Here is a 15382-nt window from a genome sequence, read left to right on the forward strand (position 1 = left end):
CTGTCGAGAACTGCGTAACTCATTGTTTACCAAGGAGTTTTCCGTTTCGACTGCGCCGGAAGTGGGGCGAATTATAGGCTTCCAGAATCTGCCGTCAACCCAATTATTCGGTTTTTCTATCAAAAACCTCAAAAACCCGATGCTTCCACTATATAGATAGCTATGAGTCAGTATTTGAGCAATATATTGCTCATTCATTGACAGTTAAGCATCATAGCGCCACGTATTTATCGATCATGACTTCGGAAGAACTACCGCAATGACCACCCCACCTCGCAGCCTGGCAACCGCATTGTTTCCGATCGGCCTACTATTGATCGCCATGGCGTCCATCCAATCCGGTGCGTCATTGGCCAAAAGCATGTTTCCTATTGTTGGCGCACAAGGCACCACTGCTCTGCGTTTGATTTTCGCCAGTGTGATCATGCTGGTGCTATTACGCCCATGGCGCGCCACGCTGACAGCCAAGTCCTTGCGCACGGTGATCATTTACGGGATGGCGCTGGGCGGCATGAACTTCCTCTTCTATATGTCCCTTCGCACCGTACCGCTGGGGATTGCCGTAGCACTCGAATTCACAGGCCCGCTTGCCGTCGCTATCTATGCCTCGCGCCGAGCTGTCGACTTCCTGTGGATTGCCCTGGCGATCATCGGCCTGCTGCTGTTGATTCCGATGGGCGAGGCCAGTAGCGGTATCGACTGGGTCGGCGCGGCTTACGCACTGGGCGCAGGCGGATGCTGGGCCCTCTATATTTTATTCGGCCAAAAGGCTGGGAACGACAATGGTGTTCAGACCGCTGCACTCGGCGTGATGATTGCGGCCCTGTTCGTCGCACCGATCGGCATCGTGCATGCGGGCGCCGCGCTGCTGACGCCCGCCCTGATCCCTATCGCCATTGGCGTCGCAATTCTGTCCACCGCCTTGCCCTACACCTTGGAGATGGTCGCACTGACTCGCCTTCCCGCTCGCACATTCGGCACGTTGATGAGTATAGAACCGGCGTTCGGCGCCCTCTCCGGCCTGCTCTTTCTGCATGAGCACTTATCCCTGGCCCAATGGCTGGCCATCACCTGCATTATCCTGGCTTCCGTAGGCGCCACGTTGACGATGCGCAACGAATCCAAACCACTGGTGCCTGCCGACTGATCATCTTTAAAGCCAGCTCTGGTATTTGCCGCTCATTTAGGCCATGTTTAGGCCGTAACCGAATGTCATTCATGGAGAATTTCGACACGGACAGCATGAACGCTTCGCTCGAGAGCGAGTAAAGCGGCTCTGTTCTTTTGCAGGGCGGCTATTAAGGATGGGAATGAAACGAATTTTGATACTGTTGCTGGTTGTGGGCATCGCTGGCTGTGCTGCAACCACAAAAACAGAAGTGAAACGGGGTAAAAAAGGGCTGCATATCAACTGTTCAGGCCTGTCCTCCTCCTGGGACCAGTGCTACACCAGTGCAGCCAACTCATGCGGTGCCAAGGGCTACCGGGTGATAGCCAAATCCGGCGACAACTCCGAGGAGCCTGGGGACTATCCCTTCGGCCTCAACCCTGCCGGCTATACCAGCCGCAGTATGATCGTCATCTGCAAATAGCTGCCCGAGCAGTCTTTCCTGACTGCTCATCTTAACTTCAGGCCAGTTGCGGCACGAAGGCTAAACTCCTGCTCGACCATCGAACCAATGGAGTTCCCATGCCGCACAACAAGAAAATCGTATTAGTAGTGGGTGCCGGTGACGCGACCGGCGGCGCCATAGCCAAACGCTTTGCCCGCGAAGGCTACATCGCCTGCGTCACCCGTCGCAGCGCCGACAAACTGCAGCCCCTGGTAGACAGCATTCAGTTGGCGGGCGGTGAAGCCCATGGTTTTGCCTGTGATGCACGTAAAGAAGAGGACGTGATCGCTCTGGTCGAGCAAATCGAAACCGAGCTGGGACCTATTGAAGCGTTCGTCTTCAACATCGGCGCCAATGTGCCTTGCAGCATTCTGGAAGAAACCGCACGCAAGTACTTCAAGATCTGGGAGATGGCGTGCTTCTCCGGCTTCCTGAACGCACGGGAAGTCGCCAAACGCATGGTCACGCGTAACCGCGGCACTATCCTGTTCACCGGAGCCACCGCCGGCTTGCGCGGAAGCGCGGGGTTTGCTGCCTTCGCTGGCGCCAAGCATGGGATACGCGCCCTGGCACAAAGCATGGCGCGGGAGTTAGGCCCGATGAACATCCATGTCGCCCATGTGGTAGTCGACGGTGCCATCGATACCGACTTCATTCGCGAGAACTTCCCGCAAAAATACGCCCTCAAGGATCAGGACGCCCTCCTCAACCCTGACCATATTGCCGACAACTACTGGTTCCTGCATCGCCAGCCACGGGACGCCTGGACGTTCGAACTGGACCTGCGCCCCTGGAATGAAACCTGGTGACTCCCTCTATAACAATAAGCAGTGAGTACAGACCATGAGTAAAACCCTGGAGTTCTTCTTTGATCTCGGCAGCCCCGCGACTTACCTGGCCTATACCCAGTTGCCGGCGCTGTGCGCTAAAACCGGCGCACAGGTGGTGTATCAACCGATGCTGTTGGGCGGTGTATTCAAGGCCACGGGCAATGCCTCGCCGATCATGGTGCCCGCCAAGGGGCGCTATATGCTCGATGACCTGGCGCGTTACGCCAAACGCTACAACGTGCCACTCAGGTTCAACCCGCACTTTCCCATCAATACCTTGGTGCTGATGCGCGCCGTCACCGGCATTCAAATCCACCAGCCTGAGCGCTTCCTCGACTTCATCGACTGCCTGTTCCGCGCACTCTGGATGGAAGGCCGTCACCTGGGCGACCCAGAGGTCGTGGCCAATGTGCTCACCGAACAGGGGTTCGATCCCGAGCAGGTACTGGCCCTGTCCAATGATGCAGCCGTCAAGGACGCTCTCAAGGAAAAAACCGAACAAGCCATTAAGCGCGGCGTGTTCGGCGCTCCCAGTTTCTTTGTAGGAAACCAGCTGTTCTTCGGCCAGGACCGCCTGGACTTTGTGCGTGAAGCCCTCAGCTAGGTGTTGATTGCAGCCGGCAATGCCTTGGCTGCAACCGATCAAATCGCCGCAGTGCGCACCTGCAACCATTCAAGCGCTGCACCATTGAGCAGCGGGCTCAAACGCTCACGCACCTGGGCGTGATACGCGTTGAACCATTCACGCTCATCCGCCGTGAGCAACGACGGCACCAGGCAGCGGGTATCAATTGGGCACAGGGTCAGGGTTTCGAACTTGAGGAATTCGCCAAACTCGGTCTTGCTCGCTTCACGGTTCAACACCAGGTTCTCAATGCGCACGCCCCAACGGCCAGGGCGATAAGTACCCGGTTCAATTGAAGTAATCATCCCTGGCTGCATCGCCGTTTGTGGCGCCGCAGCAGCCTGATAGGCAATGACCTGCGGACCTTCATGTACGTTGAGGAAATAACCCACGCCGTGGCCTGTGCCGTGACCGTAGTCCACGCCTTCTGCCCATATCGGCGCACGGGCAATGGCATCCAGCAACGGTGAAAGAATGCCCTTGGGGAACTGCGCACGGGACAGAGCAATCACCCCCTTGAGCACCCGCGTGCAATCGCGTTTCTGCTCCTCACTCGGTGTACCGATAGGCACCATCCGCGTGATGTCCGTGGTTCCGCCCAGGTATTGGCCGCCCGAGTCGATCAACAGCAAGCCATCACCTTCGATCAGCGCATGCTCTTCTTCGGTGGCGTGGTAATGCGGCATCGCGCCGTTGGCGTTGAAGGCGGCAATGGTGTTGAAACTCAGCGATACATAGCCTGGGCGGCGGGTACGTGCAGCGGTCAGGTGTTCGTCAATCGTCAGTTCGGTAATGCGCTCGCGACCCAGGGCGCTGTCGAGCCAGGCAAAGAATTCGCACAGCGCCGCACCATCCTGCTCCATGGCTTGGCGGATATGTTCCGCATCCGCCAGGCTCTTGCGGGATTTAGCCAGTGTGGTGGGGTTGAGGCCTTCAACCAGCTTGACGCCCGCGTCGAGGTTTTCCAGCAAGCCGGCGGTGACGCGGGCGGGGTCTACTTGCAAGCTTGCGCCCGCCGGTACCGCTCGCAGCGCTTGCGCCACCTCGCTGTAATCACGCAGGGTCACGCCATCCTGCTCAAGCACCGCCCGCAGTTGCGCATCGACCTTGCCCAACGCCACAAACAAAGTGGCCTGTTGCTGATTGATCAAGGCAAAGGACACAAACACCGGATTGAACGACACATCAGCGCCGCGCAGGTTGAATAGCCAGGCGATGTCGTCCAGCGTCGCGATGAAATGCCAATCGGCGCCCTTGTCTTTCAAACTGGCACGCAAGGCGGCCAGTTTCTCGCCACGACTGACGGTGGCTTGGGGCGGCAGATGCTGATAAATCGGCTGGTTCGGCAACGCCGGGCGGTCTTGCCAGACTTCATCGAGCACATCGATATCGGTACGCAGACGCGCGCCACGCTCGGCCAACTTCCCACCCAGGGTACGTGCCGAGGCCACGGCCATGACCGCACCGTCCACCGCCACCACGCCACCCTCAGGGGTTTGCTCGGCCAGCCACTCCAGCGGACCGGGCTGACCCGGTTGCAGCTTCACCAACTCGATACCGCTGCCCTTGAGCTCCTTGGTCGCCTGTTCCCAATAACGGCTATCCGCCCAGACCCCGGCGAACTCCGCCGTGACGATCAGAGTGCCCACCGAGCCATGAAAACCGGACAACCACTGGCGCCCTTGCCAGTAACCCGGCAAATATTCGGACAAATGCGGGTCCGCCGATGGCACCAGCAAGGCATGAATGCCTTCGCGGCGCATCAGTTCACGGGTGTGCGCCAGGCGCTGGGGAACCGTTCCATGGGTCAAAGGCTGCGTACTCATTGTGTCTCCTGCTAACCACTAATAATTGTTATGTATTGCGAATGAAGTATCAGACAGCCCAGAACGCTGGTGCGCTGGCCTGTACCGTCTTGATCAATTGCACAGCGTCGTCGATATCCCGTTCGGTGGTGAACCGGCCCAGGCTCAAGCGAATAGTGCGACCAGCGCTGCGGGCATCATGCCCCAGGGCCACCAGGACGTGGGACGGTGCATTGCTCGCCGAATTGCACGCTGAAGTCGCCGAAAAGGCAATGCCCGCACTCAAGGCGGCAGCATTGAATTCGCCGTCACTGAACGTCAGGCTGAGGGTGTGGGGAATACGCTGGGTTGGGCTGCCATTGAGGCGTACTCCGGGAATCGACGCCAACTGGTCCAACAAACGCTCACGCAAGGCCACGATCTGCGCCTTTTCCTCAGCAAAGTACGCCGCCGCCAGAGCGAACGCCGTGCCCATGCCCGCAATCTGATGCGTCGCAAGGGTGCCCGAACGCAAGCCACCTTCGTGGCCGCCGCCATGAATTTGCGCCAACACTTTCTGCTGCGCACGAGGCCCAACGTACAGCGCGCCGATGCCTTTGGGGCCGTAGAGCTTGTGGGCGGAAAAAGACATCAAATCCACCGACCACTGCGCCAGGTCAATGGCAACCTTGCCCGCCCCCTGTGCCGCGTCCACGTGAAACAGCGCGCCCTGCTCACGCACCCGCGCGCCGATAGCCGGAATGTCGTTAAGGGTGCCCAGTTCATTATTGACCAACATTAAAGACACCAGGAAGGTGTCCTCACGCAATGCCTCACTGACAGCCTGAACGCTGATCAAGCCATCGGCATCGGGCACCAGATAGGTCACAGCCACGCCGGCTTCCTGCAACTGCCGCGCGGTGTCGAGGGTGGCCTTGTGCTCGATCTGGCTGGTGATGATATGCCCACCCGCCAGCCCTCGCGCCTGGGCCACCCCTTTGATCGCAAGGTTGTTGGACTCGGTGGCACCGGAAGTCCAGACAATTTGCTCTGGCTGGGCGCCGACCAATTCGGCCACCTGCCGTCGCGCCTGTTCAACCGTTTGCCGGGCCGCCTGGCCGAATGCATGGGAACTGGACGCCGGGTTGCCAAAATTGGCATTGAAACCCAGGCACTCGACCATCACCTGGATAACTCGCTCATCCACTGGCGTGGTGGCGGCATAGTCGAAATACAACGGACGTTTATTCATGGCGTAAAACTCGCAGAGCGTGTTCCCGAGAGCGGCGTCCCGGGGGCATCGAACAGAACAGAGGTCGTCAGGTTTAACTGATCGAGTGCCATTGAAGAAGAATCACGTGATGTAAATGTGCGTAGGAACGCTCCTGATTTTCAGCTTAACAGGCTCAAAGGCGATTGGGTGCAAATGCAAAAAGCCGAAAAATCCGCCATACGGACTTTTCGGCTTTTAGTGCAGCGCCAGGCGACTCAAACGTTAGTAAACAACCCGCTCACCGGATCGATGTTTCCGTTGTAGGGCACAACGGTTCCGGCTGCCCGGGCGATGGTGGCCCAGATTCGCTGCATATCGACCATTTTATTGCCAATGACCGGGTTGCCTTCTTGTTGACGATCACCCTGGGCCGTGATGTTGAAATAGCGTCCTGCGCCATCGCCGCTCTTCAACAACCCGCTGGCCCCGCCCATCAGTACCAGCGGCATATCCTTCGTATGCTCCGGGGCACCATCGGCCATCTCGCTGGTGAATACCACAAGCGTGTGTTCAAGCAGGCTGTCACCCGGCACATCGGGATCGGCATGCTTCGCCAACTCGTCCATGAACAACTTGGCTCGCTGGGTATACCACTGCCGGGATCGTTTCCATACGTCCAGCCCAGCATAACGATGGGCGCAGTCATGGGGGTTGGTCACATTACTGACGTCCAGGATATTGAGCGACTCCGCCGAGCGCCCGACTTGAATCGTCGCTACACGCGTGATGCCACACCCCAGCGCTGTGGCAACCACCTGATGGTGGTGATGCTGTACCTGGTTACGAAATTCCGCAGATTTGAACGGCAACGTGTCCATCTGCAAAGGCGAACATTCGCCAATGGGTGGCAGAGTTTCTTCCATGTCTTTCATGACCTGCTCAACCGAATCAAGCTGCATATCGAGCTTCTGCTTTTGCGCCCCCGCAAGTCTGCCTCGCAGCTCGTTGATATCCGCCAGCACCGGATCAAATACATGCATGTTTCGCATCTGCTGCTCGCGCACCTCACGACCGACCGTGCCAAAGATCTTCTCGTACATCACCACCGGGTCCTGCTCAGGCCTGCGCATTGCGCCGCCATTCTCCGGCCCTTCCCAGGATACCTGCCACGCAGTCCCGTCAATGCCCGAGTGCGGTCCTGCAAAAAGACTCCGCTGGGACGGATCGGTCCCCGGCATATGGCGGCCAAGCAACACATCAATCGACGCCATCTTCTTCTCACGGTCGCGCAACGCCCACGTCCAGCCGTTATGGCCTTCATTGCCAGGGCCCAGAATCGTGCCACGCAGGTACAAGGACTGGTTTTTATAGGCCGCCAGCTCCTGGCTGACCTCGTTGAGCTGGAAGTCGGAAGTGTCCAAAGCTTCGGCAGCGGGATGCCAGAGGCCTCGACCATCACTGGAATAGGCGGTTGCAGAGTCGACTGCCAGGCCATCAGGCACCACAAAGAAAACCACTTTTAACTTGGCCTGCTGGTTTTGCCCGGCCAAGGCCATACGCGCCAGGCCACACTGGGTGAGCGGGCCGAACACACCTACCGCAGCCAGGCCGGTCAGAAAGCGACGACGACTTTTCAAGATATCCATGATCAATCCCTCTGCGTCTTGAATTGGAACGCGTTGGAGGTACCCAGCGTGCGCAGCATCGCTGGTAATGAGCCATTGCCCTTCAGCCCGTCGACCAATGCCTTGACCGTTGCGGAAGTGGACTCGTCGGATTTGTTGCCCGAAGCGAAACGGAAATAGCTATCCGCCATGCAGAACAGAGACGCCGAGTTGTGCGCGATCAGCTTGGAGATACCTCGCACATCGTCGATAGGCACCGCGCCATCAACCCCAATGAACGGACCGGACGCTTTGATCGGCAACTGCACAGGGAACTGCGCGTAGTTGTAGGCAGGCTCCTGCTGGCGATAGCGCCCGGCAGCGTCGTAATGCTCCATCGATGCGCCGGTGTCGTTCATGTACTGATGGCACTGCCAGCAACGCCCTCCCGAAGCCTGCTCACCATTAATCAGGTCCCAGCGTTCACGGGTACTGATCGCACGCGCAGGGTAGGCCGGCTCTGTGGGCTCGGCTTCGACCGGCGCACCAAACTCCCGGCAGAAAAGCTGCTCGCGAATGGCAATACCGCGCTTGACCAGTGAGGTGACCTGATAGTCAGAGGTTGAGGCCTGGAAAAGCCCCAAGTGCAGCAAGCCCCCCCGTTTCTCATCCACGGCGACTTTGTGCAGCGTGTCACCGGTTACGCCGCCGATACCGTAGTGTTCGGCCAGCGCCTTATTGAGGAACGTCACGCCTGGGTTGAACAGTTCGTCCAGCGTCCCCTTGCCGTCGAGCATCACATGACGGGTCAACAGGGCCTGCTCCTGGGTCATCAACTGGATCATCTGTGCGCTCAGGCCGGGCTTCTCCTGCACCCCGCGCTGAGTCTTGATGTAGTAACTGATGAACCGATTGAACTGCTCAAGCCCGCGTTCACTGCGCATCATTCGGTCTATTTCTGCGCTGATTTGCTGCACTGTCTGCAACTCGTTGCGCTCTGCCTTGGCCAGCAGTTGCGCGTCCGGAGTGGTGCCTTGATAGGTGTAGGACAATGCGGTTGCGGTCTCATAAGGGGTCAGCTTGTAGACATCGGCCTGCCCCGCGACAACCTGGCCCAACTCCGAGCGATACAGGAAGTTGGGCGACAACAGCAGCGCAGCGATCAGCGCCCGCTCGCCGTGCTCATCCAACACCGCCTGATAACGCGACAGCTCTGACGGGCTCAAATGGCGGCGGAACACTTGATAACCAAGGGCACTGACCTCAAGGGTACCGGCAGTGGATTTGAAGCGTTTTACACGCTCAGGTGCCACCTGCTCGGCGACCGACACCGCCATGTCATACAACTGCTTGATGTCTTCAGCCTGCAACAGCCCTTTGCTGGCTTCACCTGGGAACTTGAAGTCTTTCTCGGATTTATCTGCCGGCAGCTTCTGAGTATTGACCTCCACGCCCAGTATGTCCTTGACACTGGCCGCGTATTCATCGCGCGTCAGCAAGCGCAACTGGCGCTGACCGTGAGCCTCGCTCGGGCTCAGGTAGGGCGCCCACACCACCTCAAACAAATGCTTGCTGATTTCGGTCGCACAGGTGGTGTCGCAATGCCCGGCCACCGGCATGCTCTGGATTTGCCGCACCAACGCATCCTGGCCAGCACTGCTCCATGCCACCGCCATGCGCAGGTTATTGAAGAACTCCACCGCGTGGCATTTGGTGCAGGATTCGGCAAGCACTGTTTCGCCCAATTTCGATTCATGACGGTAACTGATAGGTGTCAGTTGCTCGTCCTGGCTGTCCTCGTTGATACGCAGCGCTACCTGTTCCGGCTGTGGCAGTTCCTGTGGGTAAAAGGGATAGATGACCTCGTAATCCCCATAGTCCAGAAGCTCGGTGACACTTTCGCCCCAAGGCACCTGCACCACTTTGGGCTCGGTGCTCGTAGAGCCCTTGAGCTTGAGTGTGAAATGCCAAGTGGAATCCGTTACCGACGCAGGCTTGGGCGGCGCCAACACCGTGATTTTGATATCCAACTTGATCGGCCGCAGACGGTATTGCATGTTCAACACGTGCTTGTTGTCGTCGGCAGACAAGGTGAGTGAAGTATTGCGCGTCTGCGGAATCCAGTTTTTCACATCATTGAGCCGAACCTGGTAAGTCCCGTAGGGCAAACCCTTGAGGACCAATGCGGCATAACTGTCAGCAGGGTTGAAGGATGCATGGAACTGGCGGGTATTACCGCCCGGCGCAATCAGCGTGCCACTGATCACCTCATTCTCCAACTCAGGTGCCGGTGCGAGCGCCGGCCGCAGGGTCAACTCTGTGTTCGGCAACCCTGCTGGGTCATAACTGACGCGATAGATCACCCCGGCGACGTCATCGGAGATCAGCAGGCTGTTGTCCGGTAGCGCCAGGAAGTCAGCCGGCCGACCAATGCAGGAATCGTCCAGGCAATACACATCGAAACGCAGGGGGTCCTGGATAAACCCGTTGATCAACGGGATCTGATTGACCACTCGCGTTCCGTCCTGGATCGAGACGAGTCGCACATCCATACCCGGCCGCTCGGCCGTGCCCGCCCCATGCACGGCAACCAGCATGTTCTGCGAACGTGTGCGAGCCGGGTAACCACTCCAGAACTTCAGCCCCAGGGGTGCGGTGTTGGTACCCAATTCAAAGGCGGCCGGCACGTAGTCTTTCGGGTCGACCTGCTGCCGGGACTTATCGGAAACAATCGCTCCCTGAACCAAGGGCGGCTGGATCACCGCCGGGTTGCCAAACTCCTCATCGGTGAAACCCGGCGTGCCTTTGCCAAACAGATAGGGCACACCGAAGTGCTGGTTTGGGCCGCTGATGCGGTTGATTTCGTCGGGGTTGGGGTAGCCCTGGCGGTTGTTGTCGGTGAACCAGATTTCACCGGTCTGCGGGTTCCAGTCGAAGCCCACGGAATTACGCACCCCTTTTGCAAGAATCTGCGCTTTACCAGTCACGGTGTCGTAACGCAGCAACGTACCGTAACGCGGGTCAGGCGGGATCATGCACAAGTTGCAAGGAATGCCAACGGCGGTGTACAGGCCGGTGTCGGTGGGATCCAGCGGGTTGAAATGCAAAGGGTGCTTCATATGCCAGAAGCGCGTGCTGGAGCCAGACGCCACGGAAGGCAGAGGAAATGGCGCATCATCGGCGGGGAATTTGAACACCAGTTCAGGCGAAGGATCCTTGTAATGCGCATCGGCATCGCGCAAACGATAGAGACCGCCAGTGGTCGAGTAGTACAAATTACCGTCGCGATAAACCACACCGTGCGGCTCCTCCAACCCGCTGGCAATCACGTAGATGCCGGTGGGTTTGCCGGCATTGTCCAGGGGCAAGGCATAGATCATATCGGCGATTTTCCCGTCATAGACGTAGGATGGAATCGCACTGGAGCCCACATAGAGCACGTCTTTGCCCATCGCCATCTGCCGAGGCTGTATCAGCCCCTGGGCAAACAATTCAATCTTGACCCCTGGCAGGCCGCTGAGCCTGCCCACCTGCACCGGTGGCCGATACTTCAGGGTGACCGCCTGTTCCTCACCCTCCTCTCGCTGGAAGGAAACGATACGTGGTGTGTTCAAGGGCACAAACCCACCAGCGGGGTTCATCACCAGTTGGTAGTCGCAGGCCTTCAGGTTATCGAGGTGAATGGTTTCGCCGGACTTGGCACTGATCGGGATTTCTTCGGCTTTGCAGCGCAATACGCCAGTGACCACCTGATCGGCTCGTGCCACACCCGGCGTTGGCTGGCTGATGGGGCCCCGGCCGCTCAACGTGGTGAAGTTCAAGGTCAGACGGTTACCCTGGTAGCTACCGCACTCACCGAGGTCTTTCCAGGCGTCAGGCCAGATAACGGCGCCGTTGGAGGCGGGCAAGCCAGGGTTGTAGTCGCTCTGCTTGCACCATTGCCAACTGCCGATGGGGGCCTCTTCATCTTTCCAACATTCAAATTGACGACCTACGTTCTGCACTCGGGCGCCCTGCCGATAGATCACGCCCGTCTCATAAGGCGCCTCGGTACAGGCCGCAGCTGATACCTCAAAGCTGAGCAGCGCGAAAACCAAGCCAGGCAAGCCCCAACCACAGCGCGAAACAAGCACACCCCAACCGATCGACATCCTCATGATCACCAGCCTCAATGGCAGGCCAGGCGTATTTCTATCGAAGAAAGACTGCGCAGTTTCACGATCCCGTCAGAAAGCACCCAGCACGAAGTCACGCGCCGCGAACGGCTGACGCAACCCGAAGTACATTCAATTTGGAATGTCTTGCAATGCTATTCCACAGCGAAACTACGACATGGCACGAAGCCAAAGAGACAGGAAAAATCAGACACTCGACTCAACCATCCGTCTGCATCATGCAGCCGTGATGCGTTGCTAAGGCTAAGTTCTAGCCGACAGATATCAACTCGTCAAACCGGAAGACGTACCTGTCGTCATCCGGTTCTCAACTCGCACGGCCGCTGCGCTGTGCAGCGCGCTGTGCGTTCATTTCAGCCTGCTGATCAAAGCCAAAGGTTTTCTGTGGCTGGCCAGTCAGGGCAGCACGCTGCTGTTGGTATTCATCAAATGACAACCCGCGACGACTCAACGCTTCCAACGCCAACTGTTTGGTTTCTTCTGCCGTGTAAGGGCGCATCTCAGGCGATGGGTGAGTCGCGCACCCGGCGAGGACAGAGATGACAAACAGTAACGAAATAGCGAATAGACGGTTCATGGCGGCGGTCCTGCTGAGGAGGTTTCGAGTCAGTGAACACAGGCTACTCCCGCCCCCCTGCCATGAAAAATCAACGCCCGTGATAGTCGCTATCAACCGTTACAGCAGGTTCGATAGCGCGACCCACATATTCATTTTTGTTCTATAAATATTTGAATACATTCATTTACGGAATAAAACCAACCCTTTATAAGTGGCGTCACGTAGCCCGACTGTTCGCCACGCAACGGTCGCCATGGCGACAGCCCTTCAACGAGGTGCCCATGCAGTTGTTGACCCTACCGCCCTCCCCCGCACTCGCGACCTCGATCCGCGCCACCGCTCAGGTCTTTGAAGACCCTAAATCCCAGGCCTTGCTCAACCACATCCAGCAAGTGGCACCCAGCGACGCAAGCGTGTTGATCATCGGCGAAACCGGTACCGGCAAAGAGCTGGTGGCGCGCCATATCCACAACCTCAGCGCGCGGCGCAACCGGCCGTTCGTGGCGGTGAACTGCGGGGCATTCTCCGAATCCCTGGTGGAAGCCGAGCTGTTCGGCCATGACAAAGGTGCCTTTACCGGTGCCCTGAGCGCCAAGGCCGGCTGGTTCGAAGAGGCTGACGGCGGTACCTTGTTCCTCGATGAGATCGGCGATCTGCCAATAGCAATCCAGGTCAAACTGTTGCGGGTGTTGCAGGAGCGTGAAGTCGTACGCCTGGGCTCGCGCAAAAGCATTGCGATTGATGTGCGCGTGCTCGCCGCGACCAACGTACAACTGGAAAAGGCCATCAACGCCGGGCATTTCCGCGAAGACCTCTACTACCGTCTCGGCGTGGTCGGCCTGGAACTCAGCCCACTGCGCGAGCGCCCTGGCGATATCCTGCCGCTGACCTGGCACTTTATCGAAGTCTACAGTCGGCGCCTGGGCTACGGCCCCATCACCATCAGCCGTGAGGCCGAGCACAAGCTCAAGAGCTACAGCTGGCCAGGCAACATCCGCGAATTGGAAAACGTCATCCATCACACCCTACTGATCTGCCGCAAAGGCGTGATAGGGCAAGACGATTTGCGCCTGTCGAACAGGCGTATCGAGCGCCAGGACGACAACCCGCACCACATTGGTAACAGCGCCGAAGCCTTGCTGGCGCGGGCGTTTCAAACGCTGTTCGAGGAACAGACCGGCGCCCTGCATGAAAAGGTCGAAGACGCACTCTTACGTGCGGCCTACCGCTTCAGCCATTACAACCAGGTGCATACCGCCAACCTGCTGGGCCTGAGCCGCAACGTCACGCGCTCGCGCTTGATCAAGCTCGGCGAGCTGGCGGTGAACAAACGTCGACCTGGCGAAAACGTGCAGGGCGGGCGGATGCTGCATTTATCCATTTAGGCGACAGTGCAGCGCGTTGTCATGGCTGCGCTCGAAGCTTTGCAGCACCTGGAACGAACCGAAGGTCACCGCCGTTGCCTGGTGGGCGCGAATCAGCGTCCAGAAATCTTCGCCGCGCTGCTCGAAGAACTTGAACGCCGCCTCGCCATCTGCGCGCGATTGCCATTGCAAGTAATTGAGCACCCGCCGGCCGTCCTCGCTGACCTGCACGCTGGCACTCAGAAAACCATCGTGGCCCTCGGCCAGTCGTTCGCTTTGAGTGGACAAGGCCGCCACCAGGGCATCTTGCTGCTGGGGGTTGATCTGAAACTCGATCAATTGAGTGAAGCCGCGACACTTCTCCGATACCTGCATGAATACTCCCCTCTCTTTGTAGGCAGAATCTTGCGATTCGATGCCATGCAGGGTAAAACCTCTAGTTAAGTCGAGGTCAAGCACTGTTTGGGAGATGTTCATGCTCAATAAGGAACTCAGCGTCGGGCAGCTCGCTGCTCGCAGCGGCGTAGCGGTTACTGCCCTGCACTTCTACGAGGCAAAAGGGCTGATCAAGAGCAATCGCAATGCAGGTAACCAGCGGCGTTATCCACGGGATGTATTGCGGCGCGTAGTGGTGATCAAGATCGCCCAGCGCCTGGGCATTCCGCTGGCTACCATTGGCGAGGCGTTACGCACCTTGCCCGATGAGCGCGCACCCAATGTTCACGACTGGGAGCGCCTATCGGCGTTGTGGCGTGAAGATCTGGATGAGCGCATCAACAAACTGGTGCTGCTGCGCGACAAGCTCAATGGCTGCATCGGTTGCGGATGCTTATCGATGGAGGCGTGCCCGTTGCGCAATCAGGACGATAAGCTCGCTGAGTATGGGCCGGGCGCCCAACTGCTGGAGCCCACCACACCGTCTCGATAAAAGCACCTCGTCGGTTGCCCGCAGGCCACGCATTACGTGGCCTATAGTGAAATGTTCATACCTCGACTCAGGGAGAATGTCATGAACGTTAAAGCTATTCCCGACGGTTATCACAGCCTCACACCTTATATGGGCATCGACAAAGCGGGCGAGGCCATCGAGTTCTACAAAAAAGCCTTTGGCGCCACGCAAGTCATGCGCCTGGACATGCCCGACGGCAGGGTGGGTCATGCCGAACTGCGGATTGGTGATTCGTCGCTGATGCTCGGTACGCCCTGCGATCAAATGGCCCTGCGCAATCCGGATGAGCACACCAGCATTGGTCTGCATCTGTATGTGGAAGATGTGGACGCACAATTTCAACGAGCGGTTGATGCCGGCGCCACTGTGGTGTCCGAGCCGAAGGATCAGTTTTATGGCGACCGCTCTGCGAGCGTGAAAGACCCGTTCGGTCATCTCTGGTTCCTGGCCACACACAAGGAAGACCTCACCGAGCAGCAGATCCGCCAGCGCGCCATGGAGTTGTTCAAGCAAGGCTGATAGTTGCAACGCAATACACCTCCCACGTGGGAGCTGGCTTGCCTGCGGTGCAGACGACTCGGTCCATGCGTTGAATCGGGCAACGCCATCGCAGGCAAGCCAGTTCCCACAGGGTTACGCCATACACCCTGAATGCAATCCTGAAAC

General features: G+C 58.2%; 13 protein-coding genes. 7 read left to right on the forward strand and 6 right to left on the reverse strand.

What is annotated here, in order from left to right; genetic code table 11:
- The first annotated feature begins 259 nt into the window (after positions 1-259).
- The 4 genes from rhtA (at position 260) to AC07S6_RS26025 (ending at position 3047) form a co-directional block, all read left to right on the forward strand.
- On the forward strand, positions 260-1147 hold the full coding sequence (rhtA, locus tag AC07S6_RS26010; protein ID WP_495113326.1) for a threonine/homoserine exporter RhtA: 888 nt from the start codon (positions 260-262) through the stop codon (positions 1145-1147).
- Between the two features lie 163 nt (positions 1148-1310).
- Positions 1311-1592, forward strand: coding sequence for a hypothetical protein (locus AC07S6_RS26015; protein ID WP_003190182.1), 282 nt, complete (start codon positions 1311-1313; stop codon positions 1590-1592).
- Positions 1593-1690: 98 nt separating this feature from the next.
- Positions 1691-2422 (forward strand): SDR family oxidoreductase, encoded by a 732-nt coding sequence (locus AC07S6_RS26020; protein ID WP_014717823.1) that lies wholly within the window; start codon positions 1691-1693, stop codon positions 2420-2422.
- Positions 2423-2456: 34 nt separating this feature from the next.
- Positions 2457-3047, forward strand: coding sequence for a 2-hydroxychromene-2-carboxylate isomerase (locus tag AC07S6_RS26025; protein ID WP_058410688.1), 591 nt, complete (start codon positions 2457-2459; stop codon positions 3045-3047).
- A gap of 38 nt (positions 3048-3085) precedes the next feature.
- Here the strand turns inward: AC07S6_RS26025 and AC07S6_RS26030 are convergent, their stop codons facing one another.
- From AC07S6_RS26030 to AC07S6_RS26050, 5 genes are all read right to left on the reverse strand, one after another.
- On the reverse strand, positions 3086-4894 hold the full coding sequence (locus tag AC07S6_RS26030; RefSeq protein ID WP_495113327.1) for an aminopeptidase P family protein: 1809 nt from the start codon (positions 4892-4894) through the stop codon (positions 3086-3088).
- A 49-nt stretch (positions 4895-4943) separates the two neighbouring features.
- Entirely contained in the window at positions 4944-6104 is a 1161-nt protein-coding gene (locus tag AC07S6_RS26035; protein WP_495113328.1) for a cysteine desulfurase family protein, read from the reverse strand.
- Positions 6105-6340: 236 nt separating this feature from the next.
- A complete protein-coding gene (locus tag AC07S6_RS26040) occupies positions 6341-7711 on the reverse strand; it encodes a DUF1552 domain-containing protein (protein ID WP_495113329.1) in 1371 nt (456 codons plus the stop codon).
- A 2-nt stretch (positions 7712-7713) separates the two neighbouring features.
- Positions 7714-11697, reverse strand: a complete 3984-nt coding sequence (locus AC07S6_RS26045; protein WP_495113330.1) for a DUF1592 domain-containing protein — start codon at positions 11695-11697, stop codon at positions 7714-7716.
- Positions 11698-12151: 454 nt separating this feature from the next.
- Complete coding sequence (locus AC07S6_RS26050; RefSeq protein WP_236452540.1) at positions 12152-12421, reverse strand: hypothetical protein; 270 nt, start codon at positions 12419-12421, stop codon at positions 12152-12154.
- A 263-nt stretch (positions 12422-12684) separates the two neighbouring features.
- On the opposite strand from AC07S6_RS26050, the gene AC07S6_RS26055 reads away from it, so the two are divergent.
- Positions 12685-13788, forward strand: a complete 1104-nt coding sequence (locus AC07S6_RS26055; protein ID WP_495113331.1) for a sigma-54 interaction domain-containing protein — start codon at positions 12685-12687, stop codon at positions 13786-13788.
- Here the strand turns inward: AC07S6_RS26055 and AC07S6_RS26060 are convergent.
- Positions 13777-14142, reverse strand: a complete 366-nt coding sequence (locus AC07S6_RS26060) for an antibiotic biosynthesis monooxygenase (protein WP_034127271.1) — start codon at positions 14140-14142, stop codon at positions 13777-13779. The two genes, AC07S6_RS26055 and AC07S6_RS26060, sit on opposite strands and share 12 nt — an antisense overlap.
- Before the next feature lie 100 nt (positions 14143-14242).
- Between AC07S6_RS26060 and soxR the strand changes: the two genes are divergently transcribed.
- Both soxR and AC07S6_RS26070 read left to right on the forward strand, forming a co-directional pair.
- On the forward strand, positions 14243-14695 hold the full coding sequence (gene soxR, locus AC07S6_RS26065; RefSeq protein WP_089042782.1) for a redox-sensitive transcriptional activator SoxR: 453 nt from the start codon (positions 14243-14245) through the stop codon (positions 14693-14695).
- Between the two features lie 81 nt (positions 14696-14776).
- The gene (locus AC07S6_RS26070) at positions 14777-15235 is read left to right on the forward strand and encodes a VOC family protein (protein ID WP_313043608.1); all 459 of its coding nucleotides are present in this window, start codon (positions 14777-14779) and stop codon (positions 15233-15235) included.
- Positions 15236-15382 lie beyond the last annotated feature (147 nt).

The sequence above is a fragment of the Pseudomonas sp. GW821-FHT07B01 genome (assembly GCF_059419065.1).

Coding starts and splice junctions, on each gene's coding strand:
- AC07S6_RS26025 (WP_058410688.1), top strand. CDS start 2,457: ATGAGTAAAACCCTGGAGTTCTTCTTTGATCTCGGCAGCCCCGCGACT.
- AC07S6_RS26015 (WP_003190182.1), top strand. CDS start 1,311: ATGAAACGAATTTTGATACTGTTGCTGGTTGTGGGCATCGCTGGCTGT.
- AC07S6_RS26020 (WP_014717823.1), top strand. CDS start 1,691: ATGCCGCACAACAAGAAAATCGTATTAGTAGTGGGTGCCGGTGACGCG.
- soxR (WP_089042782.1), top strand. CDS start 14,243: ATGCTCAATAAGGAACTCAGCGTCGGGCAGCTCGCTGCTCGCAGCGGC.
- AC07S6_RS26055 (WP_495113331.1), top strand. CDS start 12,685: ATGCAGTTGTTGACCCTACCGCCCTCCCCCGCACTCGCGACCTCGATC.
- AC07S6_RS26060 (WP_034127271.1), bottom strand. CDS start 14,142: ATGCAGGTATCGGAGAAGTGTCGCGGCTTCACTCAATTGATCGAGTTT.
- AC07S6_RS26040 (WP_495113329.1), bottom strand. CDS start 7,711: ATGGATATCTTGAAAAGTCGTCGTCGCTTTCTGACCGGCCTGGCTGCG.
- rhtA (WP_495113326.1), top strand. CDS start 260: ATGACCACCCCACCTCGCAGCCTGGCAACCGCATTGTTTCCGATCGGC.
- AC07S6_RS26030 (WP_495113327.1), bottom strand. CDS start 4,894: ATGAGTACGCAGCCTTTGACCCATGGAACGGTTCCCCAGCGCCTGGCG.
- AC07S6_RS26050 (WP_236452540.1), bottom strand. CDS start 12,421: ATGAACCGTCTATTCGCTATTTCGTTACTGTTTGTCATCTCTGTCCTC.
- AC07S6_RS26070 (WP_313043608.1), top strand. CDS start 14,777: ATGAACGTTAAAGCTATTCCCGACGGTTATCACAGCCTCACACCTTAT.
- AC07S6_RS26035 (WP_495113328.1), bottom strand. CDS start 6,104: ATGAATAAACGTCCGTTGTATTTCGACTATGCCGCCACCACGCCAGTG.